This is a genomic window from Streptomyces sp. AC550_RSS872 (assembly GCF_019049285.1).
In the GTDB taxonomy this organism is placed as follows: domain Bacteria; phylum Actinomycetota; class Actinomycetes; order Streptomycetales; family Streptomycetaceae; genus Streptomyces.
On sequence record NZ_JAGMUL010000073.1, the window covers coordinates 1 to 25,474 of the forward strand.

The window sequence follows — 25,474 nt, forward strand, 5'->3', positions numbered from 1 at the left end:
CGCTGGAACCTGCCGTACATCCGTTCTGGGCGAAGACGGCGGCTGCTGATCAGCGTGCGCGATGCCGCAGCCGCATACGACGGCAAGGGGCCCCCGACGCGGCCCCCACCCACAACGAACCCGCAGGCGGTACGCGAACCCCGACCCACCAAACGGACCACCGCAGGCATCCCCGCGCAAGCGCCGGAGAGCCCCCGCTCACACCCCAAGGACATTCGCCCAGCTCAGCCCCATTGTCAGTCCCCGGGTGCAGGATGGACGCATGGTCAGCAACCCACACCGAGCCCTGGACGGCTTCTCCCCCGCGACCCGCGGCTGGTTCACGGGTGCGTTCTCCGCGCCCACCGCAGCCCAGGCAGGAGCGTGGCAGGCCATCCACGAGGGCTCGGACGTGCTGGTCGTAGCCCCCACAGGCTCGGGCAAAACCCTGGCCGCCTTCCTTGCCGCCCTCGACCAGCTCGCGGCCACACCCCCACCGGCCGACCCCAAGAAGCGCTGCCGCGTCCTCTACGTCTCCCCGCTCAAGGCCCTGGCCGTTGACGTGGAGCGCAACCTCCGCAGCCCGCTGACCGGCATCCGCCAGGAATCCATCCGCCTGGGCCTGCCCGAACCGGAGGTAAAGGTCGGCATTCGCTCGGGCGACACCCCCGCCGCCGAGCGCCGGGCCCTCTTGACCCGCCCCCCGGACATCCTCATCACCACCCCCGAGTCCCTCTTCCTGATGCTGACGTCGGCCACACGCGATGCCCTGACCGGCATCGAGACGGTGATCCTGGACGAGGTCCACGCGGTCGCGGGCACCAAGCGCGGCGCCCACCTCGCGCTCACCCTGGAGCGCCTGGACGACCTCCTCCCGAAGCCCGCCCGCCGCATCGGCCTCTCCGCGACCGTCCGCCCGGTCGACGAGATCGCCCGTTACCTCTCCCCCCACCGCAAGGTGGAGATCGTCCAGCCGAAGTCGGGCAAGGAGTTCGACCTCTCGGTCGTGGTCCCCGTCGAAGACCTGGGCGAGCTGGGCGGCTCCCCGGTCGCCGACGGCGGCGAGGGCGCAGGAGCGGAACGCCCCTCGATCTGGCCCCACGTCGAGGAACGCATCGCCGACCTCGTCCAGTCCCACCGCTCCACCATCGTCTTCGCCAATTCCCGCCGCCTCGCTGAGCGTCTCTGCAACCGCCTCAACGAGATCGCCTACGAGCGTGCCACCGGCGAGCCCCTGGACGAGCACCACGCCCCGGCGGAGCTCATGGGCGGCTCGGGCGCGGCCCAGGGCGCGCCCCCGGTCATCGCCCGCGCCCACCACGGCTCGGTCTCGAAGGAACAGCGCGCATTGGTCGAGGAGGACCTCAAGGCGGGCCGTCTCCCGGCAGTGGTCGCCACGTCCAGCCTCGAACTGGGCATCGACATGGGCGCGGTCGACCTGGTCGTCCAGGTCGAGTCACCCCCGTCTGTCGCCTCCGGACTCCAGCGCGTCGGCCGCGCGGGCCACCAGGTCGGCGCAGTCTCCACCGGCGTCGTCTTCCCGAAGTACCGCGGCGACCTCGTCCAGGCAGCCGTGGTCACCGAACGCATGCGCACCGGTTCCATCGAGTCCCTCAAGGTCCCGGCCAACCCGCTGGATGTCCTGGCCCAGCAGGTCGTCGCCATGACGTCGATGGACACCTGGCAGTTCGACGACCTGCTCGCCACCGTCCGCCGAGCCGCCCCCTTCGCGTCCCTGCCCGAGTCCGCGTTCACCGCGGTGCTTGACATGCTCGCCGGCCGCTACCCGTCCGACGCCTTCGCCGAGCTTCGCCCGCGTGTGGTCTGGGACCGGGTCGCCGGCACGATCACCGGCCGCCCCGGCGCCCAGCGCCTCGCCGTCACCTCCGGGGGCACCATCCCCGACCGCGGCCTCTTCGGTGTCTTCCTCGCCGGATCCGACCCCAAGAAGGGCGGCGGCCGGGTCGGCGAACTCGACGAGGAGATGGTCTACGAGTCCCGCGTCGGGGACGTCTTCACACTCGGCACCAGCTCTTGGCGCATCGAGGACATCACCCGCGACCGCGTCCTGGTCTCCCCCGCCCCGGGCGTCCCGGGGCGCCTCCCCTTCTGGAAGGGCGACCAGCTGGGCCGTCCGCTGGAACTGGGACGCGCGGTGGGCGCGTTCCTGCGCGAGGTCGGCTCCCTGCCCAAGGACGACGCCCGCCTCCGCCTCCTCACGGCCGGCCTGGACGCCTGGGCTGCCGACAACGTGCTGTCCTACCTCGACGAACAGCGCGAGGCCTGCGGCCATGTCCCCGACGACCGCACGATCGTCGTCGAGCGCTTCCGCGACGAACTCGGCGACTGGCGCGTCGTCGTGCACTCCCCGTTCGGCGCCCAGGTCCACGCCCCCTGGGCGCTCGCCCTCGGCGCGAAGCTCTCCGAGCGGTACGGCATGGACGCGCAGGTCATGCACGCCGACGACGGCATCGTCCTGCGCCTGCCCGACGCCGACCTCATGGGCCTGGACCTCCTGGACCGGGAACCGACGAAGGCCGGCACGGAGTACGACGCCGACCAGGCGCCCGTCGGCGCGGCGGACGTCGTCTTCGACAAGGGCGACGTCGACCAGGTCGTCACCGATCAGGTCGGCGGCTCGGCCCTGTTCGCGTCCCGGTTCCGTGAGTGCGCCGCCCGCGCCCTGCTGCTGCCGCGCCGCAGCCCCGGCAAGCGCACCCCGCTGTGGCAGCAGCGCCAGCGCGCCGCCCAACTGCTCCAGGTGGCGAGCGAGTTCGGTTCGTTCCCGATCGTCCTGGAGGCGGTCCGCGAGTGCCTCCAGGACGTCTTCGACGTTCCCGGGCTCGTCGAGCTGATGGGCGACCTCGAGTCGCGCAAGGTGCGCCTGGTCGAGGTCACCACCCCCGAGCCGTCCCCCTTCGCGCGCTCCCTCCTCTTCGGTTACGTCGCCCAGTTCCTGTACGAGGGGGACTCCCCGCTGGCCGAGCGCCGCGCCGCCGCCCTGTCGCTGGACTCACGGATGCTGGCCGAGCTGCTGGGCCAGGCGGAGCTGCGCGAGCTGCTCGACGCCGAGGTCCTGACCGAGCTGGAGCGAGAACTCCAGTGGCTGACCGAGGACCGCCGCGTCAAGGACCCCGAGGGCGTCGCGGACGTCCTGCGCCTCCTCGGCCCCCTCACCGACGCCGAACTGGCGGAACGGGGCGCCGAACCGCACTGGGCCCAGGAGCTGGCCGGTGCCCGCCGCGCCATCAAGGTTCGTATCGCCGGCACCGACCACTGGGCGGCGATCGAGGACGCGGGCCGCCTCCGCGACGCCCTCGGCACAGCCCTGCCGGTGGGCGTCCCCGAGGCCTTCACCGAGCCGGTCAAGGACCCGCTCGGCGACCTCCTCGCCCGCTATGCCCGCACCCACGGCCCGTTCACCTCGGCCACCGCAGCGGGCCGCTTCGGCCTGGGGGCCGCGATCACGGACGGCGCGCTCCAGCGGCTGGCGGCGAGCGGCCGCGTCGTACAGGGCGAGTTCCACCCGGCCGGCATCGGCCAGGAGTGGTGCGACGCCGCGGTCCTGCGCCGCCTCCGCCGCCGCTCCCTCGCTGCCCTGCGTCATGAACTGGAGCCGGTGCCTCCGGCCTCACTCGCCCAGTTCCTGCCGCAGTGGCAGCACATCGGCAAGGGCCACGGACTGCGCGGCATCGACGGACTGGTACGCGCCATCGAGCAGTTGCAGGGCGCGTCCGTACCGGCCTCCGCGCTGGAGAAGCTCGTCCTGCCGTCCCGCGTCGCGAACTACACCCCCGCGCTGCTCGACGAACTCACCTCCGCCGGCGAGGTCGTCTGGGCCGGAGCGGGATCACTCCCCGGCAAGGACGGCTGGGTCTCCCTCTACATGGCGGACGCGGCCCCCCTGCTCCTGCCGCAGCCCCACCCCCTGGAGCTGACGGCACTGCACCAGTCCGTCCTGGACGCCCTGTCCGGCGGCTACGGCCTGTTCTTCCGTCAGATCGCCGACCAGATCCGCGCCACCACCCACCCCGACGTCACCGACCCCCAACTCGCCGACGCCCTCTGGGAGCTGGCCTGGTCGGGCCGCCTGACGAACGACACGCTCGCCCCCATGCGCTCCCTGCTGGGCTCGGGCCGCACCGCGGGCTCCACCGCCCACCGCGCCAAGCGCACGGTCCCGCGCGGACGCTACGGCTCCCTCACGGCCGCCGCCCGCCCCGCCTCCCGGTCTGGCCCGCCGACCGTCGCCGGACGTTGGTCCCTGCTCCCGGCCCACGAGCCGGACCCCACCGTGCGGGCCCACGCCCTGGCCCGCACTCTCCTGGACCGACACGGCGTGGTGACCCGGGGCGCCGTCGCCGCGGAGGGCGTCGAGGGCGGCTTCTCGGCGACGTACCGCATCCTGTCCGCCTTCGAGGAGAGCGGCCAGGCGCGACGCGGTTACGTGGTCGAGGGACTCGGCGCCGCACAGTTCGCCATGGACGGCGCGGTGGACCGCCTGCGCGCAGTGGCCAACGCCCGCGACCGGGGCGACGAGCTCCCCGGCCCAGCCGCCCACGACACCACCGACGCCCCCGCCCCCTTCGGCGCACCCGCACCGGACGCCGGTCAGTCCGAGACCCCCGCATACGACCACCCCGACGGCTCCCCCACCTACGACATCCCCGACCTCGATCACGACTTCCTGGACGCCCACCTCGGCCCCGGCGACTACGTCTCACCCCGCGACCGAGCCCCGCGAGGCGGCCCGCCCACCCCTCAAGGCACCGCCTGGCACAACGGCGGCAGTCCCTACGGCTCAAGGTCCGCTTCCCGCTCCCGCCCCACCGCCGACACCCGATCCGTCGTGCTTGCCGCCGCCGACCCGGCTAACGTCTACGGCGCCGCCCTGACCTGGCCCGAACCTCCCACCGGCGCCGGGCACAAGCCCGGCCGCAAGGCGGGCTCCCTCGTGGTCCTCGTCGACGGCGAACTGACCCTGTACATGGAACGCGGCGGCAAGACCCTGCTGGCCTGGCCCTCCGCCCCGGACACCGAGCCCACCGACGACCCCCGCCTGCACACGGCAGCGGAGGCCCTCGCGGCGGCGGCCCGCGCAGGCTCTCTGGGCACGGTCACGGTCGAGCGAGTGAACGGCACCTCAGCGCTGACATCCCCCATAGGCACCCTCCTGGAAGGAGCGGGCTTCATCGCGACCCCGCGAGGCCTGCGGCTACGCGCCTGACCCGAACCTCCAACGGCGCTGCCGCGCACGACCCGCACACGCCTCCACACCCATGCCACCCTTGACCCATGCCCGAAGGAGACACGGTCTGGCAAACCGCGAAACGGCTGCACACCGCGCTCGCGGGCAAGGTGCTGACCCTCAGCGACTTCCGGGTGCCTCAGTACGCCACCGTCGACCTCGCCGGCCGTACCGTCCTGGACGTCACCCCGCGCGGCAAACACCTCCTCACCCGCGTCGAAGGGGGCCTGACGGTCCACACGCACCTGGGGATGGAAGGTTCCTGGAAGGTGTACACCGACCGGCAGCGCTGGACGGGCGGGCCCGCCCACCAGATCCGCCTGATCCTCGCCGCCGCCGACGCCCGCCCCGCCCGCACGGCCGTCGGCTACCGCCTCCCCGTCCTCGACCTCCTGCGCACCGCCGAGGAAGACCGCGCCGTCGGCCACCTGGGCCCCGACCTGCTGGGCCCGGACTGGTCCGCCGACCGCGCTCTCGCCAACCTCCTCGCCGACCCCGCCCGCCCCCTCGGCGAGGCCCTGCTGGACCAGCGCAACCTCGCCGGCATCGGCAATGTCTACAAGAGCGAACTCTGTTTCCTGCTCCGAGCCACCCCGTGGCTCCCCGTCGGCGCACTCCCCGCCGAGCACACCGCCCAACTGCCCGTACTCGCCAAGAAGCTCCTGGAAGCCAACCGCGACCGCCCGATCCGCAGTACGACGGGCCGCCGCGGCCAGGACCTCTTCGTGTACGGCCGCGCGAACCGCCCCTGCCTGCGCTGCACCACCCCGATCCGCATGGCGAACCAGGGCGACGGCTCCCGCGAACGCCCCACCTACTGGTGCCCGAACTGCCAGGCGGGCCCGGCCCCGAGCCCGCCGCCTCGCGCACGGCTCCCCGTTCCACCCGAGAACCCGGGCCCAGTACTCCACGCCGTACGACCAATTGACGACCCGTCAGAAACCCTCGTACCGTCCCCTTCATGGCCGTCAAGGCGTACGACCTCACCGGACGCACCGCATTCGTCACCGGCGCCGCCAGCGGCATCGGCCGCGCCTCGGCCGTTCTGCTCGCCGAGGCCGGCGCCGCCGTGCACTGTGCCGACCGGGACGCACAGGGCCTGCACGAGACCGCGACCCTGATCAAGGCGAGCGGCGGCACCGCCCGCACCCACCATCTCGACGTCACCGACCGCGAGCAGCTCCACCAGGCCGTCGCCTCCTGCGAGCGACTCGACGTGATGGCCGCTGTCGCCGGGATCATGCACAGCAGCACGGTCCTGGAGACCCGTGACGAAGACCTCGACCGAGTACTGGACGTCAACTTCAAGGGAGTGCTGTACGCCTGTCAGGAGGCGGCCCGCGCGATGCTCGCCCAGGGCATCTGCGGCAGCATCGTCACCATGGCCTCGGGCGCCGTGGACACCGGCGGCCCCGGGCTGCTCTGCTACGGCGTGGCCAAGGCGGCCGTCGTGCAGCTGACGAAGACGCTGGCGACGGAGATGGGCCCGCACGGCATCCGCGTCAACGCGGTCGCCCCGGGCTGGATACGCACCCCCATGACCGACCGCCACGACGCCGCGGCACAGACGCGGACCGAGGCGTTCATGGCCCGGATGTCACCACTCGGCCGGGTCGGCGAACCGGAGGACATCGCGCACGCGGTGCTTCACCTGGCGTCCGACGCCTCGGCGTTCACCACGGGGCAGATCCTGCGTCCGAACGGCGGTGTGGCGATGCCGTGGTAGCCCGCCCCGCCAGCCAGGCCTGAGCCCACCGCCGCGAATCCACGGCTCCCGCAGCCCGCGCCTTGGGCACACAGTGCACCGGCAACATGCTCAACCCCCACCCTCCCGCCGCGACCGCTGCCTCCAGCGTCCCTGCACCGGGCGCCAGCGCGAGCCTCAGCACGGCCCACCACCACAGCGCCCCGAGGCCCAGGGCCACCCCCCAGCGCGCTATCGGCCGTGCCATCCGCTCACCTCCAGCCCGAGGCCAGGCCGCCCGTTCACCCGCCGGGAGGGCGCGCCAACGGCACACGGATGCAGCGCGGGCCAACGTCGTCACAGCGCGTCAGGCGCCGTCACACCCCTCCACCATGACTGCCCTGCCACACACCGGCAAACGGGCCGGGCAGGGCGTGGAGACGGACCCGAAGGACCCCGTGCAGCACGAAACCCCGACCGCACTCCCCCAGGTCTGCCTGGAGAAGGCCCGGCCGGGGCCCCACACAAATCCTCGGCGCGTGGTCAGCCCACGCGCACCGTGGTCACCGTCAGGCGGCGACGACGTCCACCGCTTCGGAAGGTGCCTTGATGGTCACCCGTTCCGGTGGCACACCGGTCACCGATACGGAACCCAGCATCGGACGGACCGACGCCGGTACAGGCTCGCTGGGTGTGGCCGCAGCAGACTGGGCCAGCTCGGCGAGGGCGAGCTCGTCGCTCACTTCCCGCATGAGCTCGGACATCCGTACGTCCAGCGCGTCGCAGATCGCGGAGAGCAGCTCGGAGGAAGCCTCCTTCTGCCCCCGCTCCACCTCGGAGAGATAGCCGAGTGAGACTCGGGCGGACGAGGAGACTTCGCGCAGAGTACGGCCCTGGCGCTGGCGCTGCCGACGCAGCACGTCACCCAGCAGGCGACGGAGCAGAATCATCGGTGGCTCCCTCCTCGGACCGCGTAGCCGCATCCTTCACGCCCCACCGTACCGCCTTGCGCCGCGGCCGTGCGGGGAGCGATGTCGTGTTCACTCAGGGCTGCAAACATCAAAACCCCCCGTTCCGTTCCGTATCCTGTGTCCGCTCATTCCCACTGTGTTCGCTCGCAAGCTCTGTCAGGAGCAGTGCGAGTACGCTCCGTACACTCTCCATACGAATTTCCGCACGGTCGCCGTTCAACCGCAACGCCTCTACTTTTCCGCCACCGGCGGAACCGGAACCTGCGTCAACGGGCCCGGCCACGGCGACGAAGACCGTGCCCACGGGCTGTCCGTCCTGCTCCTCGGGACCCGCGACACCGGTCGTGGCGATGCCCCAGTCGGTGCGCAGCGCCTTCCGTACACCGGCTGCCATCTGGGCCGCGACCTGCGGGTTCACCGCTCCGTACTGCTCCAGCAAGGCGGCGTCCACGCCGAGCAGCTCATGCTTCAGCTCGGTGGCGTAGGCGGTCACCGAACCCCGGAAGGCCTTGGAGGCCCCAGGGGCGGCTGTGATTTCCGCTGCAACCAGTCCGCCGGTCAGTGACTCGGCGACAGCGACCGTTTCGCCCTTCACTGCGAGTAGTCGCACCACGTCGGCGGCCGGGGAACTCACGCTTCCGTCTCCTCCAACGCGGCCTTGCGCTCGGCGATTCCCTGCCTGCGCAGCACAATGGCCTGTCTCACATAGTCGAGCCCGGTCACCACGGTCAGGACGACCGCCGCGGCCATCACCCACCACCGCAGAGTGGCCAGCCACCCCGTCAGCGCCAGGATGTACATCCCGACGGCCACGCCCTGCGTGAGGGTCTTGAGCTTGCCGCCGCGGCTCGCCGGGATCACGCCGTACCGGATGACGATGAAACGCAGCAGCGTGATGCCGAGTTCCCGGCCGAGGATGACGCCCGTCACCCACCACGGCAGATCGCCGAGAGCCGACAGACAGATCAGCGCCGCCCCCATGATCGCCTTGTCGGCGATGGGGTCGGCGATCTTTCCGAAGTCGGTGACGAGGTCGTACGTCCGGGCCAGGTGGCCGTCGAACAGGTCGGTGATCATGGCAATGGCGAAGGCCGCCCAGGCCAGGGAGCGCCAGGCCGGGTCGTATCCGCCGTCGGCCAGCATCAGTGCGACGAAGGCGGGCACCAGGACCAGCCGGAGCATGGTCAGGAGGTTGGCGATGTTCCAGACGCTGGCCTGATTGACGGCCGCGGCCGCGATCTTCCCGCCGCGCGCGGCGGCCTTGGCACCGCCCCCGGCACCCGGTTCGGCGCCGCCCGTCTTCGATCCGGGAGTCTTGGACGAACCCACCGCACTCACCTTGCCCGCCGCACCCGCCGGGGAGGAGCCACCCGCGGCGGACGCCGGAACTCCGGTCATCTGCCCGCCTCCTCACTACACGCGAGCATGCCCTGAAGCGGCTCGGCCACCAGGTCGACACCCTCCGTACCGACCACCTTCGCCTCGACCATACGACCGATGCTCAGCCCCTCGCCGCTCGTGAGCAGCACCTGGCCGTCCGTCTCCGGCGCCTGATGCGCTCCACGGCCGTACACACCCTCCGCCGAGTCCTCGGAGTCCACGGACTCGACGAGCACGTGCACGGTCTCCCCGACGCGCTCCTCGGCCCGCTGCGAGACCAGTTCCTCGGCCAGCCGGGAAACATGTGCCAGGCGTTCGGCGACGACGTCCTCGTCGAGCTTGTTGTCGTACGTCGCGGCCTCCGTGCCGTCCTCGTCGGAGTACCCGAAGACACCGATGGCATCCAGGCGCGCGCCGTTCAGGAACCGCTCCAGCTCAGCGAGGTCGGCCTCGGTCTCGCCGGGGAATCCCACGATGAAGTTGGAGCGCACGCCGGCCTGGGGGGCCTTGCTGCGGATCGTGTCGAGCAGTTCCAGGAAGCGGTCGGTGTCACCGAAGCGGCGCATCGCGCGCAGCACGTCGGGCGCGGAGTGCTGGAAGGACAGGTCGAAGTACGGGGCGATCTTCGGCGTCGAGGTCAGCACGTCAATGAGGCCCGGCCGCATCTCGGCCGGCTGGAGGTAGCTGACGCGCACCCGCTCAAGGCCGTCGACCTCGGCGAGCTCGGGCAGCAGCGACTCCAGCAGACGGATGTCGCCCAGGTCCTTGCCGTACGACGTGTTGTTCTCGGAGACCAGCATGATCTCCTTGACGCCCTGCTCGGCGAGCCACCGCGTCTCGTTCAGCACGTCGCTCGGGCGGCGCGAGATGAAGGAGCCGCGGAAGGACGGGATGGCGCAGAAGGAGCAGCGCCGGTCGCAGCCGGAGGCGAGCTTCACCGAGGCGACCGGGGCGCCGTCGAGGCGGCGGCGCAGGGGCGCGCGGGGCCCGGAGGCCGGAGCGAGCCCGTCCGGAAGATCGACCGGGGCGTGCCCGGGCAGTGCGACCTCGGCCGCGGATTCCTGCCGCTCGGCCGGGCTGATCGGCAGGAGCTTGCGCCGGTCGCGCGGGGTGTGGGCGGCGTGGATGCCGCCGTTCAGAATGGTCTGGAGGCGGTCCGAGATGTTCGCGTAGTCGTCGAAGCCGAGCACGCCGTCGGCCTCGGGCAGGGCCTCGGCGAGCTCCTTGCCGTACCGCTCGGCCATGCAGCCCACCGCCACGACGGCCTGGGTTCTTCCATGCCCCTTGAGGTCGTTGGCCTCCAGGAGGGCGTCGACGGAGTCCTTCTTGGCGGCGTCGACGAAGCCACACGTGTTGACGACGGCGACATCCGCGTCCTCGGCGTCCTCCACGAGATCCCAGCCGTCCGCCTCCAAACGGCCTGCGAGCTCCTCCGAGTCCACCTCGTTGCGGGCGCAGCCAAGAGTGACGAGTGCGACGGTACGGCGTTCAGGCATGGGCTCAAGACTACTTTGTCTCACTGACAGCCCACGTCGACGGGGTTGGCCGATCTTGGCCAACCCCGTCCACAGCTCAACCCTTCGGCCTGACTTATCCGGCCTGCGGGTCGCCCTTCGTGTAGGTGAGGCGCTCCACGGCGCCCGGCTGCCAGTCGTCCTCGATCTTCTTGCCGTTGACATACAGGTCGATCGCACCCGCGTCACCGAGGACGAGGTTGATCTTCTCGCTGTCCTGGAAGGTCTTGGTGTCGCCCTGCTTGAGGAGGCCGTCGAAGAGCAGCTTGCCGTTGTGGTCCTTGGCCGAGATCCAGCTCCTGCCATCGGCGGCGCTGACCTGGACGGTCACCTTGTCCTGCGGGACGGCGGCGATGGCGCTGTCCGAGGGCTTGGGGTCCTTGGGCTTGTCGGTCTTCGGGGTGGGCGTGGTCTTGTCGGCGGTCGGCGTCGAGCCGCCCTCGGCGACCGCCGGCTTGCCGCCCTCGCCCTCACCCTTGAACGCGGTGAACCCGACGAACCCGATCACGGCGACGATCGCGGCGACCATGGCCGCGGTCCAGTTGGGCCCGCGCCGCTCGGGGCGGATCCGCTCCGCTTCGAACAGGGGGGCCGCCGGGGTCGGCGCCGGCCGTCCGCCATGCGAGTCGTCGTACTGGGCGAGGAGCGGGGCGGGATCGAGGTGGACGGCTCGGGCCAGGGTCCGGATGTGGCCACGGGCGTACACGTCGCCGCCGCAGGCGGCGAAGTTGTCGTCCTCGATGGCATGCACGATGGCGATGCGGACCCGGGTGGCGTTACTGACGTCGTCGACGGTCAGCCCTGCGTCGATACGCGCCTGCTGGAGGGCACGGCCGATCGAGGGGCGGGCTTCGTCGGACACGTCTTCGAACGGACGCTCGTCTTCAGGGGAGTTGCCGATGGACACGGGGGCGCCTTTCGAGCGTTTAAGCCACCTGTGCTGGAGGTTCAGTCTAGGGGGGGTACGAAAGGGTGGGGCAACCGGGCGGTAGGACTTTGTACGCCATCGGAATGGCCGGACACGCCGATGACGGAGTACGAGATTCTCGCGCTTCCCTCAACTTGACGTACGCCGAAGGGGAACGGTTGCTCAATGATCCCTTACGGGTGAGTCACGATCGGACACCGACCCGTCGCCCACCCGTCCGCAAGGCGATCACTGCGTCCCGTTTGCGCCCCGGACTCCCTTTAAGCCTCCCCACGGATCACGGCGAGCACGCCGTCCAGCTCGTCAGGTTTCACAAGAACGTCACGAGCCTTGGAGCCTTCACTCGGTCCGACGATGCCCCGCGACTCCATGAGGTCCATCAGCCGCCCTGCCTTCGCGAACCCGACCCGCAGCTTGCGCTGGAGCATGGACGTCGACCCGAACTGCGTGGAGACCACCAGTTCGGCCGCCTGGCACAGCAGATCGAGATCGTCGCCGATCTCCTCGTCGATCTCCTTCTTCTGCTTGGTGCCCACGGTGACGTCGTCGCGGAAGACGGGCGCCATCTGGTCCTTGCAGTGCTGGACGACGGCCGCGACCTCCTCCTCGGTCACGAACGCCCCCTGCATACGCGTGGGCTTGTTGGCTCCCATCGGCAGGAACAGCCCGTCGCCCTTGCCGATCAGCTTCTCGGCGCCGGGCTGGTCGAGGATGACGCGCGAGTCCGCGAGCGACGACGTGGCGAACGCGAGCCTTGAGGGGACGTTCGCCTTGATCAGACCGGTGACGACGTCGACCGACGGCCGCTGCGTGGCGAGCACCAGGTGGATGCCGGCCGCGCGCGCGAGCTGCGTGATGCGCACGATCGCGTCCTCGACGTCACGCGGCGCGACCATCATCAGGTCGGCGAGCTCGTCCACGATGACCAGCAGGTACGGGTACGGCTGAAGCTCGCGCTCGCTGCCTTCCGGCGACTTCACCTTGCCGTTGCGAACGGCTTCGTTGAAGTCGTCGATGTGCCGGTAGCCGTACGCCGCCAGGTCGTCGTATCGAAGGTCCATCTCCCGCACCACCCACTGGAGCGCCTCGGCGGCCCGCTTCGGGTTGGTGATGATTGGGGTGATCAGGTGCGGGATGCCCTCGTACGCGGTGAGCTCGACGCGCTTGGGGTCGACGAGAACCATGCGGACGTCCTCCGGGGTCGCCCGCATCATCACCGAAGTGATCAAGCAGTTAATGCACGACGACTTACCGGAACCGGTCGCACCGGCAACCAGCACATGCGGCATCTTCGCGATGTTGGCCATCACGTAGCCGCCCTCGACGTCCTTGCCGAGCGCGACCAGCATCGGGTGGTCGTCCTCGGCGGCGGCCGCGAGGCGCAGCACGTCACCGAGGTTGACCATCTCGCGGTCGGTGTTGGGGATCTCGATGCCGACGGCGGACTTCCCGGGGATCGGGCTGATGATCCGCACGTCCGGGCTGGCGACCGCGTACGCGATGTTCTTGGTCAGCGCGGTGATCCGCTCGACCTTCACGGCAGGACCGAGCTCGACCTCGTAACGCGTGACCGTCGGACCGCGCGTGAAGCCGGTGACACGGGCGTCGACCTTGAACTCGGAGAAGACAGTGGTGAGGGACTCGACGATGGCGTCGTTCGCGGCACTGCGCGACTTGCCCGGACCACCGCGCTCCAGGAGGTCGAGCGACGGGAGCGAGTAGGTGATGTCACCGGACAGCTGAAGCTGTTCGGCGCGCGGAGGCAGGTCGCGGACATCGTCGGGCGCGGCCTTGGTCAGGTCGGGAACCTCGGCCTTGGTCAGGTCCGGGACCTCGCTCCTGGGGAGCTTCTCCTGCTTGGGCCGCGCGGCCGGGACCGGCGTCGGCACCGGCGTGGTCTCCGCGCGGTCGCCCACACTGACGCCCTGCGTGAGGTCGGCGACGATCGGCGAGGGCGGCATACCGTGCAGGACAGCTCCGTCGAGCGCGGCAGCGGCGGCCGCGGCGACGTCCACAGCGTCCATGGGACGGTTCATCTCGGGCTGGGGCACCGCGGAGCGCCTCGGCCGGCCGCGACGCCGCGAGAGGGCCTCCTGCTCGGCGTTGTCGGGGTCGTAGGACTCGGGGGCCGGACGGCGCTTACGGCCGCGTGCCGCGGGCAGCGCCTCGCGCCACTGGTCGTCGTAGCGCTGGTCGTCCTCGGTGGCCTCGTCGTCGTCCTCGTCCGGGTCGGGCAGGATGCCGAGCTTGACACCCAGCAGCCGCAGCCGCTGCGGGATGGCGTTGACAGGCGTGGCTGTGACGACCAGCAGCCCGAAGATCGTAAGCAGCACGAGCAGCGGTACGGCGAGGACCTCGCCCATGGTGTACGTCAGCGGAGTCGCCGCGCCCCAGCCGATGAGGCCGCCCGCGTCTCTTATGGCCTGCATGCCGTCGCTGCGGGCCGGCGAGCCGACGGCGATGTGGACCTGCCCGAGCACACCGATGACGAGTGCGGACAGGCCGATGACGATACGGCCGTTGGCCTCGGGCTTCTCGGGGTGCCGGATGAACCGTACGCCGATGACCGCGAGCAGTATCGGCACGAGCAGGTCGAGCCGGCCGAAGGCACCGGTCACGATGATCTCGACGAGGTCGCCGACGGGGCCCCGCAGATTGGACCAGGTGCCGGCGGCGACGATCAGCGCGAGCCCGAGGAGCAACAGCGCGATGCCGTCCTTGCGATGGGCCGGGTCGAGGTTCTTCGCACCCTGCCCTATGCCGCGGAACACCGCGCCGACCGCGTGCGCAAGCCCGAGCCAGACGGCGCGCACGAGCCGGTAGATGCCCCCCGTGGGGTTGGGCGCCGGCTTGGGCGCGGGCGCGGCTTTCTTCGCCGCGGCCTTCTTGGCCGGCGCCTTTTTCGCGGGGGCTTTCTTGGCAGCGGCCTTCTTCGCCGGGGCCTTCGCGGAAGCGGCCGCCTTCTTCGCGGGCGGCTTCTTGGCTGCGGAGGGACGTGAGGCCATGGGTGTGAGGTTACCGGTGGAGACGACAGCGGACACGTGTGCCCACTGCTTCACCCGTTCGTGTCGCCCTTGCGGAGGCCGCGAACTGACGCCGGTTCACGGACCGGTCACACACCGGACGGCCCCTGGACGGGCGCGCGTCAACACGCGCCCTCGGGATGTCAGTTCTGCGAGGGGACCGAAGACGTGCTCCCGGTGCCCGGCTCCAGGGCGTCCAGCGCCCGCCGCAACCCCGTGAGTTTGCGTTCGAGATGAGCCGCCGTGGCCACCGCGGCCGCGTCCGCCGAGTCGTCGTCGAGCTGCTTGGACAGCGCCTCGGCCTGCTCCTCGACGGCGGCGAGTCGCGCCGACAGCTCGGCCAGCAGGCCCGCCGGCTCCTTCGAGTCACCACCCGCGGCCTTGCCGCCGCCCTCCAACTGGAGCCGCAGCAGCGCCGCCTGCTCACGCAGCTGGCAGTTCTTCATGTACAGCTCGACGAACACCGAGACCTTCGCCCGCAGCACCCACGGGTCGAACGGCTTGGAGATGTAGTCCACCGCGCCCGCCGCGTAGCCACGGAAGGTGTGATGCGGGCCATGGTTGATCGCGGTGAGGAAGATGATCGGGATGTCCCGGGTCCGTTCCCGCCGCTTGATGTGCGCCGCGGTTTCGAAACCGTCCATTCCCGGCATCTGGACGTCCAGCAGAATGACCGCGAAGTCGTCCGTCAGCAGTGCTTTGAGCGCTTCCTCCCCGGACGATGCCCGTACCAGGGTCTGATCGAGCGCAGAGAGGATCGCCTCCAGCGCCAGCAGATTCTCCGGCCGGTCATCGACCAGGAGGATCTTGGCCTTCTGCACCATGGCCCGCCCTCCTCGCCCCGGCAGTGCACCGGGCTCCGCCCCAGGGGACGACTCCCTTACGCCGCCCGCCCTCGTGCCGGTCATGGTAGCCGCACCCCGCCTGTCGCCACACCCTGTCACCACGATGTCACTGTGCACGTAGCAGAAACGCAGCAGGAGACCAGAAGGTTCCCCGAATCCCGCACTTCTACACGGCTTCGAGCACACTGAGTCAGCAACTCCGTGTGAACACTGTCAGCTCCGGTCACTGCTCCCTCATCCACTGATCCATCACCGCCAGCAGATGATCGGGATCGACCGGCTTCGTCACATAATCAGATGCACCCGACTCGATCGCCTTCTCCCGGTCGCCCTTCATCGCCTTGGCGGTCAGCGCGATGATCGGAAGTCCGGCGAACTGCGGCATCCTGCGGATCGCCGTGGTCGTGGCGTATCCGTCCATCTCGGGCATCATGATGTCCATCAGGACGACCGCGACATCGTCGTGCTGCTCCAGGACCTCGATGCCTTCACGGCCGTTCTCCGCGTACAGCACGGACAGGCCATGCTGTTCCAGGACGCTGGTCAGCGCGAACACATTACGGATGTCGTCGTCGACGATCAGCACCTTCTCGCCGCCGAACCGGATGCCCCGCCGAGGCTGCGGCGCCGTGTCCGGCTCCGCCACTGACCACTGATCCTGCTGCGCCGGACGCTGCTCGAGCTCGCTCGCGGCCCTGCGGCGGCGCCTGAAGAGCGCCGCGGCGCCGTTCTGCGTCTCCCGGTACGACCGCACCTCGGCCGGCGTCTCGACCTCCACGTCGGACAGCTCCGCCAGCTCGGCCGCCGAGGCCACCAGGGCACCCGCGTCGAGAGGCGGCAGCTGCTGCTGATAGCCGTTCGGAGGCAGTTCGCTCGGGTGCAGCGGCAAATACAGCGTGAACGTCGAACCACGCCCCGGTTCGCTCTGCGCGTGGATCTCCCCGCCCAGCAGTTGAGCGATCTCCCGCGAGATCGACAGCCCCAGCCCCGTACCGCCGTACTTGCGGCTGGTCGTGCCGTCGGCCTGCTTGAACGCCTCGAAGATCACCCGCATCTTGCTGGCCGCGATCCCGATGCCCGTGTCGGTCACGGAGAACGCGATCAGCGGCGCATCCGCCTCGGTCAGCGAACCGGCCTCCAGCAGCTGCTCCCTGATCCTCATGGGAACGTCCGCGCTCGCAGGCCGGATGACCAGCTCGACCGATCCGGAGTCGGTGAACTTCACCGCGTTGGACAGCAGGTTGCGCAGCACCTGAAGCAGCCGCTGTTCGTCGGTGTGCAGCGTGGCCGGCAGCTCCGGGGAGACCCGTACGGACAGATCCAGGCCCTTCTCCGCGGTCAGCGGCCGGAAGGTGGCCTCCACGTAGTCCACGAGCTGAACGAGCGCGATACGCGTCGGCGAGACGTCCATCTTGCCCGCCTCGACCTTCGACAGGTCGAGGATGTCGTTGATCAGCTGGAGCAGGTCCGAGCCGGCTCCGTGAATGGTCTCGGCGAACTCGACCTGCTTCGGCGAGAGATTGCCCTCGGCGTTGTCGGCGAGCAGCTTGGCCAGGATCAGCAGCGAGTTGAGCGGCGTACGCAGCTCGTGCGACATGTTGGCGAGGAACTCGCTCTTGTAGCGCATCGACACGGCCAACTGCTCGGCGCGCTCCTCCAGGACCTGCCGCGCCTCCTCGATCTCGGTGTTCTTCACCTCGATGTCGCGGTTCTGCTGGGCCAGCAGCTCGGCCTTCTCCTCCAGTTCGGCGTTGGACGCCTGCAGGGCCTTCTGCCGGTTCTCCAACTCCTCCGAACGCTCCCGGAGTTGCTCGGTCAGCTCCTGCGACTGCTTCAGCAGCACCTCGGTCTTGGTGTTGACGGAGATGGTGTTGACGCTGGTCGCGATCATCTCGGCGATCTGGTTGAGGAAGTCCTTCTGGATCTGCGTGAACGGCGTGAAGGAGGCCAGCTCGATCACACCGAGCACCTTGCCCTCGAACAGCACCGGAAGGACGATCACCTGCGCCGGCGGGGCCTCGCCGAGCCCGGAGGAGATCTTCAGATAGCCGCTGGGCGCGTTCTCCACGAGGATCGTGCGCTTTTCCTCCGCGGCCGTGCCGATGAGCGCCTCACCCGGCCGGAAGGACGTCGGCATGGAACCCATCGAGTAGCCGTACGACCCGAGCATCCGCAGCTCGTACTGGTCGTAGCTCTCGGCGGCCAGGTCCTTGCCGTCCAGGAGCGGCATCGCGACGAAGAACGCCCCGTGCTGCGCGGTCACCACCGGCGTCAGTTCGCTCATGATCAGCGAGGCCACGTCCTCCAGGTCGCGGCGTCCCTGCATCAGCGCGGAGATCCGGGCGAGGTTGCCCTTGAGCCAGTCCTGCTCCTTGTTGGCGATCGTGGTGTCACGCAGGTTGGCGATCATCTTGTTGATGTAGTCCTGGAGCTCCTGGATCTCGCCGGACGCGTCGACGTCGATCTTCAGGTTCAGGTCGCCTCGGGTCACCGCGGTCGCCACGCGCGCGATGGCTCGCACCTGCCGAGTAAGGTTTCCTGCCATTTCGTTCACGGACTCGGTGAGGTCGCGCCAGGTGCCGTCGACGTCACGCACGCGTGCCTGTCCGCCGAGTTGTCCCTCCGTGCCCACCTCACGGGCGACTCGGGTGACCTCCTCGGCGAACGACGACAGCTGATCCACCATTGTGTTGATCGTCGTCTTGAGTTCGAGGATCTCGCCGCGAGCGTCGATGTCGATCTTCTTGGTCAGGTCACCCTTGGCGATGGCGGTGGTGACCATGGCGATGTTCCGCACCTGACCGGTCAGGTTGGACGCCATCTGGTTCACGGACTCGGTGAGGTCCTTCCACGTGCCGGCCACACCCGGCACATGCGCCTGACCACCGAGGATGCCGTCCGTGCCCACCTCGCGGGCCACCTTGGTGACCTGGTCGGCGAACGAACTCAGCGTCTTCACCATCGTGTTGAACGTGTCGGCGAGCTGAGCGACCTCCCCGCGCGCCTCGATCGTCACCGTCCGCGTCAGGTCACCGTTGGCGACCGCCGCCGCGACCTGGGAGATGTTCCGCACCTGCATGGTCAGGTTCTTGGCCATCAGGTTGACGTTGCCGCTGAGGTCCTTCCAGATGCCCGTGACGCCGGGCACATGGGCCTGGCCGCCCAGGATGCCCTCGGTGCCCACCTCACGGGCCACCCGGGTCACCTGTTCGGCGAAGCTGGAAAGCTGGTCGACCATCGTGTTGACGGTCGTGACGAGCTCGAGGATCTCGCCCTTGGCGTCGACGGTGATCTTCTTCGACAGGTCACCCTTGGCGACCGCGGTCGTGACCTCGGCGATCTGACGCACCTGGATGGTCAGGTTGTTCGCCATGAAGTTCACGGACTGGGTGAGGTCCTTCCAGGTGCCGGAGACGCCCTGCACCTCGGCCTGACCGCCGAGCTGACCCTCCGTACCCACTTCACGGGCGACCCTGGTGACCTCCTCCGCGAACGACGACAGCTGGTCCACCATCGTGTTCAGCGTGTTCTTGAGCTCCAGGATCTCGCCGCGCGCGTCCACGGTGATCTTCTGCGACAGGTCACCCCGAGCCACCGCGGTGGCGACCTGCGCGATGTTGCGCACCTGGGCCGTAAGGTTTCCTGCCATTCCGTTCACGGAGTCGGTCAGGTCCCGCCACACACCGGCGACGCCGGGCACCTGCGCCTGCCCGCCGAGACGACCCTCGGTACCCACCTCGCGGGCCACCCGGGTCACCTGGTCGGCGAATCCCGAGAGCTGGTCGACCATCGTGTTGATGGTGTTCTTCAACTCCAGGATCTCGCCGCGTGCGTCGACGTCGATCTTCTGCGACAGGTCACCCCGAGCCACGGCAGTGGTCACCTGGGCGATGTTCCTCACCTGGGCCGTAAGGTTTCCTGCCATTCCGTTGACGGAGTCGGTGAGCTCCTTCCACGTGCCGGCCACACCCGGCACGACCGCCTGCCCGCCGAGCCGCCCCTCGGTGCCCACGTCCCGGGCCATGCGCGTGACCTGGTCGGCGAAGGACGACAGCTGGTCCACCATCGTGTTGACGGTGTTCTTCAGCTGGAGCATCTCGCCGGAGACGTCCACGGTGACCTTCTGCGACAGGTCACCGTTGGCCACGGCCGTGGTCACCTGGGCGATGTTCCTCACCTGTCCGGTGAGGTTCCGGAACGCCGTGTTGACGGAGTCCGTCAGGTCCTTCCACGTCCCAGCGGCCCCCGGCACCTGGGCCTGCCCGCCGAGTTCACCCTCGACACCCACCTCACGCGCGACACGCGTGACCTCGGAGCCGAACGACGACAGCTGGTCCACCATCGTGTTCACGGTGTTCTTCAGCTCCAGCATCTCGCCGGAGACATCGACAGTGACCTTCTGCGACAGGTCACCGTTGGCCACGGCCGTCGTGACGGCGGCGATGTCCCTCACCTGTCCGGTGAGGTTCCGGAACGCCGTGTTGACGGAGTCCGTCAGGTCCTTCCACGTCCCCGCCGCGCCCGGCACATTCGCCTGGCCGCCCAGTCGCCCCTCAGCGCCGACCTCGTTGGCCACGCGCGTGACCTCGTCCGCGAAGATCCGCAGCGTCTCGGTCATCTGGTTGATCGTGTCCGCGAGCTGGGCGACCTCGCCGCGTGCCGACACCGTGACCTTCTGCGACAGGTCACCGTTGGCGACCGCGGTCGTCACCTGTGCGATTCCTCGCACCTGCGCCGTCAGGTTGCCGGCCATGAGGTTCACCGAATCGGTGAGGTCCTTCCACGTGCCGGCCACACCCGGCACCTGCGCCTGACCACCCAGCTCGCCCTCGGTACCGACCTCACGAGCGACTCGCGTCACCTCGGACGAGAAGGACGACAGCTGGTCCACCATCGTGTTGACGGTGTTCTTCAGCTCCAGCATCTCGCCGGCCACGTGCACCGTGACCTTCCGCGAAAGATCGCCCTTGGCGACCGCCGTGGTCACCAGCGCGATGTCCCGCACCTGGGCCGTCAGCCGGTACGCCATCGTGTTGACCGAGTCCGTGAGGTCCTTCCACGACCCGGACATCCCACGCACGCGTGCCTGCCCGCCGAGCTTGCCCTCGGTACCCACCTCGCTGGCCACGCGCGTGACCTCGTCGGTGAACGTCGACAGCTGATCGACAAGGTTGTTTACAGTCCGCCCGACCTTGAGGAACTCACCCCGCAGCGGATGCCCGCTCCCGTCCGGTGCCTGCGTCCGCAGCTCCATGCGCGGCGACAGATCACCCTCGGCCACCGCGGACAGCACCCGGCCGACCTCGGAGACGGGCCGTACGAGGTCGTCGACGAGGGCGTTGGAGTTGTCGATGGCTGTCGCCCAGGAGCCCTCACAGGCGCCCGTCTCCAGCCGTTCCGTGAGCTTGCCCTCACGTCCCACCATGCGCCGTACCCGCGACAACTCACCCGTGAGGTGGAGATTGCGGTCGGCCACCTCGTTGAAAACGGCGGCGATCTCCGACATCACGCCGTCCCCGGACACCGTGAGCCGCTTCCGGAAGTTCCCGTCCCGCATCGACGCCAGGGCCGCCAGCAGCCGGTTCAGGGCAGCCGTGTCCACCGCAGTGGTACCACCTCGCGTCTTGCGTTCGTTCCTCAGGGACTGTCCGCCTTTCGCGCGCGTCTTAGTGCCCCGCGTCGCTGCGCCAGACTCCACTGTGTCCCTCCCGCAGGGGTCGACCGTTACTGCTGTGCTCGGGTGCTACCGCTCGGCGTACCCGTTACTGCTGGGTATTCCTGCCGGATATACCAGGCCGTTCCACGGGCTGCTGCCCGCGGTACGCGAATGTCACGCAGCCTGCCCGGACCTTCACAAGAAGCTTGCCCAGTGTTTCACCCTGGCTGAACCCGGCCATAACAGTTCGGCAGCTTCGCACATCGTCCGCACACCCTCCGGACGGAAAGACTGCAGACCGGCATCCGCATGGACGGTGAAGGTAAGTAACCTTGCATGCGGCTGTCCAGCCGCGCCGGTCCCGTCCGGCCTGGGCGGTGACAGGAGGAGCACGAGCGGGCATCGGAGGGACAGCCGGACATGACCACCGGACTGATCCCGGGGGGACAACCCCCGGACCGGCCGTCGGGCACGCACATGCCGCAGCAGCGGCGCGAGCCGGTCGGCCTCGGAGCCCTGCACGTCGACAACCGGCCGAGGAGTTCTGTGATCACCGCGCGCGCGGCAGCCAGCTTCGATCCCGTCGGGCGATCGGTCGCGAGCGCCCGCTCCTTCGTCCGCGACACCCTTCAGGGGTGGGGTTTCGCCGATATCGTCGACGACGCCGTCGTCCTCACCAGCGAGCTGGTGACCAACGCCGTCGTCCACGCGGGCACTTCCGCGGACGTTCTGTGTCTGCGAAGTGACGACGGCGTACGGATCGAGGTGGCCGACCGGTATCCGGAGCGCGAGATCCCCCTCCAGGGCCATCCCGTCAACATGGGCAGCCCCGACCGCGAGGGCGGCCGCGGCCTCCAGCTGTGCGCGGCACTGGCCGGACGCTGGGGCGTCGAGTACACGCCCACCCACAAGCAGGTCTGGTTCCAACTGGACCTCCCCGAACGCCCCGTGGGCACGCGCGCCGCAGGCCCGTCCCTGCCCTCCGACCTCCTCCCGCTCGCCGACGGCCGCGTCCGCGTGGCAGTGATCCAGATCGACCGTGCGGGCGCCATCTCGTCCTGGAACGAGGACGCCGAGGATCTCTTCGGCTATGTCGCCGAGCAGGTGACCGGGAAGCCCCTGACCGACCTCGCGGCCTGGCCGCACACCCCGGGCACCAGCACCGGTATCGCCGAGGCACTCCAGCTCTCCCGCTGGGAAGGCAGCTACGGCATAAGGGGCGCCAACGGCCGTGTCACACCGGTCTACGCCTCCCACCTCCGCGTCCGAGACACCGGTGGCGAGCCCTCCACGGTCTGCCTCCTGGTCCGCGACCACGAACGCGCTGTTCTGCAAACCCCGTTGCGCATCCCGGCCTCCGACACCTCGTCCGACGCACAGAGCACCGACCCGTTCGAGGTCTTCATCGGCTCTCCGGCCCCGGACGACCTCGACGGCCTCCTTCAGCGCACGGTCGAACGCGCCCGCGACATGCTCGACGGCGACTCCGCGTTCCTGCTCCTCGCGACCGACGACGAGACGGAGCTGGAGGTCCGCGCCTCCACCGGCCTGCCCTCAGCCCGCCAGCGCTTCGCGCGCGTACCCGTCGAAGCGGGCCCCGGCCGCTACGGCTCGGCCCGCATGCCGGCCGTTCACGAGGACCTCACCATGGTCCCCGGCGCCGTCCCCCTGCTGAGGGGCACGGGCATGCGCTCGGTCGTCACGGTCCCCCTGAAGGTCGAGGGCCGCCTCACCGGCTCCCTCGGCGTCGCCGCGGAAGCCCCCAACAGATACTCCAATGAGGAGGCGCTACGCCTCCAGTTCGCCGCCGACCGCATCGCCCTGGCGGTGGAATCGGCCCGCCTGGGCGAACTGGAACGTCTGCGCCGAGGCTCACTGAGCTTCCTCGTCGAGGCCTCCGACCTGCTCGCCGGCACCCTGGACCGCGACCAGACCCTGGCACTGATGGCCCAGATGACGGTCCCGACCCTGGCCACCTGGTGCGCGGTCTACACGATCGCCGACCAGGCCTCGGAACCGTACCTGTCGTACGTCCTGCACGAGGACGAGGAGCTCATCGACGGCATTAAGTCCCTGCTGTCGAAGATCGCCCCACCGGACCCGGTCCCGACCCCGGGCGCCCGAGTCTGGTCGGCACCCGCCGAGTCGGCCCACCAAGCGGCCCTGCGCACCTCCATGCGCAGCCTCGGCCTTGGCGAGCCCATCGGCCGCATCAGCTCCGGCATCGGCCCCACGCTGGCCACGGCGTCCGCGGTCGGCGGCGAGACGGTCGTACTGCCGCTGGTGGCCCGCAACCGCGTCATCGGCATGCTGACCCTCGGCAAACCGACGGACGAACACTTCCGCCAGGAAATCCTGGAGTTGGCGGAAGACCTCTCCCGAAGGGCCGCCCTGGCCCTCGACAACGCCCGCCTCTACTCCGAGCGCACGGCCATCAGCCAGTCCCTCCAGCGCAGCCTCCTGCCGCCCGAGCTCCCCGAGATCGGCGGCGTCGAGGTCGAGGTCATCTACCGCGCGGCCGGCGAGGGCAACGAAGTCGGCGGCGACTTCTACGACCTCTTCCCGATCAGCGACGGCGCCTACGGCTTCGCCATCGGTGACGTCTGCGGTACGGGCCCCAACGCGGCGGCAGTCACCGGCCTGGCCCGGCATGCACTCCGCCTCCTCGCACGCGAGGGCCTCAGCGGCCCGGCGGTCCTGGAGCGTCTGAACTCCGCCATCCTCGACGAGGGCGCCCGCAGCCGCTTCCTGACCCTCCTGTACGGCGAGTTGAGGCCGCAGGAGGACGGCAGTGCGGAGCTGAAGGTGGTCTGCGCCGGCCACCCGCTCCCCCTCCGCCTGCGCCAGGACGGCACGGTCGAACCGGCCGCCGAACCACAACCCCTCCTCGGCGTCATGGAAGACCTGGAGCTCTACGAGCAGACGGTCACCCTCGACCCGGGCGACGTCCTGCTGTGTGTCACGGACGGCGTCACCGAACGCCGCGAAGGCAGCCGCATGCTGGGCGACGACGGCCTCACCGATGTCCTCACCACCTGCACGGGCCTCACGGCGGGCGCGGTGGCAGCCCGCATCATGCGCGCGGTCGAACGCTTCGCCTCGGATGCCCCGTCAGACGACATGGCCATCCTTGCGATGCGTGTTCCGGGCATCCACAAGGACTGAGGAAGACAGGGAGAAGGCATGAGAAAGGCCCCGCCCGAATGGGCGGGGCCTTCTATGTGGAGCCCCCAAACGGAATCGAACCGTTGACCTTCTCCTTACCATGGAGACGCTCTACCGACTGAGCTATAGGGGCCTGCTGCCCTTTGCGAAGTTCCCCTCGCGGCAACGGAATAGATCATACCCCGAACACACCCGTGCTCCCAAACCCATCAGAAGGCGGGCTGGAGCAGTCCTCCGAGCGCATTGCAGGCAGACACGATCCGCTGCATGTCCCGCTTGGTCAGAGCGGCATCGACGGGCAGAGCCAACGTTTCATCAGCGGCCCGCTCGGTCTCCGGCAGCGACACGCATCGCCGATATTCAGGCAGCCGATGCACAGGCGTCTTCACCGGCACTCGGCACTCAACACCCTTGGCCCGCACGGCCCGAGCGAAGGCATCGCGATCCGGCCGCCCATTCCCCAGCACCCGCACGACATATTGCTGATAGGTGTGCCCGTCACCACTGTCGGGCGTCTGCACACCCTTCAACTTCGCATCCAGATACGAGGCCCGCTGCCTGCGCTGAGCGATCTCGTCGTACGGAACCTCGGACTCACCCTGTTCCAACACCAACAGCCCATGCCGCTGACCGATCTCATGCAACCGCGCGATATCGGCCGACCGACCAAATCGGTGTACGGCGACGACGGCCGCCGTCCGCGGAGTCACGACCGCCGCCACAGCGGCGGCCTCCAGGCAGTACGTCAGCGGATCTATGTCGGCGAACACCGGAAGCGCCCCGGCCAGGACCACGGCCTTGGCGACTTCGACGTTCCCGAAGGCCGGTACGACAACCTCATCACCGACTCCGACGCCGGCGGCCCTGAGCATTGCAGCAGTACCCATACGGGGGATGTTGGTTGCGTAACGTGAACTTCAGGTGACGCACAACAAAAAAGGGTTGGTCCCGGAACCGAAGTTCCGGGACCAACCCTATTAAATGGAGTTCGGCGGCGTCCTACTCTCCCACAGGGTCCCCCCTGCAGTACCATCGGCGCTGTAAGGCTTAGCTTCCGGGTTCGGAATGTAACCGGGCGTTT

At 69.5% G+C, this 25,474-nt stretch carries 13 protein-coding genes, 1 tRNA gene, 1 rRNA gene and 1 pseudogene; 4 read left to right on the forward strand and 12 right to left on the reverse strand.

Annotated features, from left to right (window positions below; genetic code table 11):
• Window positions 1-262 precede the first annotated feature (262 nt).
• The 3 genes and pseudogenes from KUM44_RS27095 to KUM44_RS27105 all read left to right on the forward strand — a co-directional run bounded on the left by KUM44_RS27095 (window position 263) and on the right by KUM44_RS27105 (window position 6,953).
• Window positions 263-5,206 (forward strand): ATP-dependent helicase, encoded by a 4,944-nt coding sequence (locus KUM44_RS27095; RefSeq protein ID WP_217211957.1) that lies wholly within the window; start codon window positions 263-265, stop codon window positions 5,204-5,206.
• Window positions 5,207-5,274: 68 nt separating this feature from the next.
• Window positions 5,275-6,093 (forward strand): annotated as a pseudogene (locus KUM44_RS27100) (Fpg/Nei family DNA glycosylase); the annotation flags it as partial.
• A gap of 95 nt (window positions 6,094-6,188) precedes the next feature.
• Entirely contained in the window at window positions 6,189-6,953 is a 765-nt protein-coding gene (locus tag KUM44_RS27105) for an SDR family NAD(P)-dependent oxidoreductase (RefSeq protein ID WP_217211959.1), read from the forward strand.
• Here KUM44_RS27105 and KUM44_RS45720 read toward each other — a convergent pair.
• From KUM44_RS45720 to KUM44_RS27145, 9 genes are all read right to left on the reverse strand, one after another.
• On the reverse strand, window positions 6,901-7,179 hold the full coding sequence (locus tag KUM44_RS45720) for a hypothetical protein (protein WP_254390174.1): 279 nt from the start codon (window positions 7,177-7,179) through the stop codon (window positions 6,901-6,903). The genes KUM44_RS27105 and KUM44_RS45720 overlap by 53 nt on opposite strands.
• Before the next feature lie 301 nt (window positions 7,180-7,480).
• The gene (locus KUM44_RS27110; protein WP_030960654.1) at window positions 7,481-7,861 is read right to left on the reverse strand and encodes a helix-turn-helix domain-containing protein; all 381 of its coding nucleotides are present in this window, start codon (window positions 7,859-7,861) and stop codon (window positions 7,481-7,483) included.
• A 109-nt stretch (window positions 7,862-7,970) separates the two neighbouring features.
• Window positions 7,971-8,516, reverse strand: coding sequence for a CinA family protein (locus KUM44_RS27115; RefSeq protein ID WP_217211961.1), 546 nt, complete (start codon window positions 8,514-8,516; stop codon window positions 7,971-7,973).
• Window positions 8,513-9,280 (reverse strand): CDP-diacylglycerol--glycerol-3-phosphate 3-phosphatidyltransferase, encoded by a 768-nt coding sequence (pgsA, locus tag KUM44_RS27120; protein WP_217211963.1) that lies wholly within the window; start codon window positions 9,278-9,280, stop codon window positions 8,513-8,515. Before pgsA ends, KUM44_RS27115 begins: the two co-directional genes overlap by 4 nt.
• Complete coding sequence (gene rimO / locus KUM44_RS27125) at window positions 9,277-10,758, reverse strand: 30S ribosomal protein S12 methylthiotransferase RimO (protein WP_217211966.1); 1,482 nt, start codon at window positions 10,756-10,758, stop codon at window positions 9,277-9,279. Before rimO ends, pgsA begins: the two co-directional genes overlap by 4 nt.
• 94 nt (window positions 10,759-10,852) lie before the next feature.
• A complete protein-coding gene (locus KUM44_RS27130; protein ID WP_217211968.1) occupies window positions 10,853-11,683 on the reverse strand; it encodes a helix-turn-helix domain-containing protein in 831 nt (276 codons plus the stop codon).
• Window positions 11,684-11,964: 281 nt separating this feature from the next.
• Entirely contained in the window at window positions 11,965-14,709 is a 2,745-nt protein-coding gene (locus KUM44_RS27135) for a DNA translocase FtsK (RefSeq protein ID WP_254390175.1), read from the reverse strand.
• Window positions 14,710-14,870: 161 nt separating this feature from the next.
• Window positions 14,871-15,551 (reverse strand): two-component system response regulator, encoded by a 681-nt coding sequence (locus KUM44_RS27140; RefSeq protein WP_217211972.1) that lies wholly within the window; start codon window positions 15,549-15,551, stop codon window positions 14,871-14,873.
• Between the two features lie 244 nt (window positions 15,552-15,795).
• Entirely contained in the window at window positions 15,796-21,270 is a 5,475-nt protein-coding gene (locus KUM44_RS27145) for a HAMP domain-containing protein (protein WP_217211974.1), read from the reverse strand.
• Between the two features lie 378 nt (window positions 21,271-21,648).
• On the opposite strand from KUM44_RS27145, the gene KUM44_RS27150 reads away from it, so the two are divergent.
• Window positions 21,649-24,393 (forward strand): SpoIIE family protein phosphatase, encoded by a 2,745-nt coding sequence (locus KUM44_RS27150; protein WP_217211976.1) that lies wholly within the window; start codon window positions 21,649-21,651, stop codon window positions 24,391-24,393.
• Window positions 24,394-24,450: 57 nt separating this feature from the next.
• Here KUM44_RS27150 and KUM44_RS27155 read toward each other — a convergent pair.
• From KUM44_RS27155 to rrf, 3 genes are all read right to left on the reverse strand, one after another.
• Window positions 24,451-24,526, reverse strand: a tRNA-Thr gene (locus tag KUM44_RS27155).
• A 76-nt stretch (window positions 24,527-24,602) separates the two neighbouring features.
• Window positions 24,603-25,265 (reverse strand): DegT/DnrJ/EryC1/StrS family aminotransferase, encoded by a 663-nt coding sequence (locus tag KUM44_RS27160; protein ID WP_217211978.1) that lies wholly within the window; start codon window positions 25,263-25,265, stop codon window positions 24,603-24,605.
• 114 nt (window positions 25,266-25,379) lie between these two features.
• Window positions 25,380-25,474: ribosomal RNA gene (gene rrf, locus KUM44_RS27165) — 5S ribosomal RNA — on the reverse strand; the annotation flags it as partial.

Excerpts from the sequence above, each read along its gene's own strand:
- KUM44_RS27095 (WP_217211957.1), top strand. The coding sequence starts at position 263 with ATGGTCAGCAACCCACACCGAGCCCTGGACGGCTTCTCCCCCGCGACC.
- KUM44_RS27105 (WP_217211959.1), top strand. The coding sequence starts at position 6,189 with ATGGCCGTCAAGGCGTACGACCTCACCGGACGCACCGCATTCGTCACC.
- KUM44_RS45720 (WP_254390174.1), bottom strand. The coding sequence starts at position 7,179 with ATGGCACGGCCGATAGCGCGCTGGGGGGTGGCCCTGGGCCTCGGGGCG.
- KUM44_RS27110 (WP_030960654.1), bottom strand. The coding sequence starts at position 7,861 with ATGATTCTGCTCCGTCGCCTGCTGGGTGACGTGCTGCGTCGGCAGCGC.
- pgsA (WP_217211963.1), bottom strand. The coding sequence starts at position 9,280 with ATGACCGGAGTTCCGGCGTCCGCCGCGGGTGGCTCCTCCCCGGCGGGT.
- rimO (WP_217211966.1), bottom strand. The coding sequence starts at position 10,758 with ATGCCTGAACGCCGTACCGTCGCACTCGTCACTCTTGGCTGCGCCCGC.
- KUM44_RS27135 (WP_254390175.1), bottom strand. The coding sequence starts at position 14,709 with ATGGCCTCACGTCCCTCCGCAGCCAAGAAGCCGCCCGCGAAGAAGGCG.
- KUM44_RS27140 (WP_217211972.1), bottom strand. The coding sequence starts at position 15,551 with ATGGTGCAGAAGGCCAAGATCCTCCTGGTCGATGACCGGCCGGAGAAT.
- KUM44_RS27150 (WP_217211976.1), top strand. The coding sequence starts at position 21,649 with ATGACCACCGGACTGATCCCGGGGGGACAACCCCCGGACCGGCCGTCG.
- KUM44_RS27160 (WP_217211978.1), bottom strand. The coding sequence starts at position 25,265 with ATGCTCAGGGCCGCCGGCGTCGGAGTCGGTGATGAGGTTGTCGTACCG.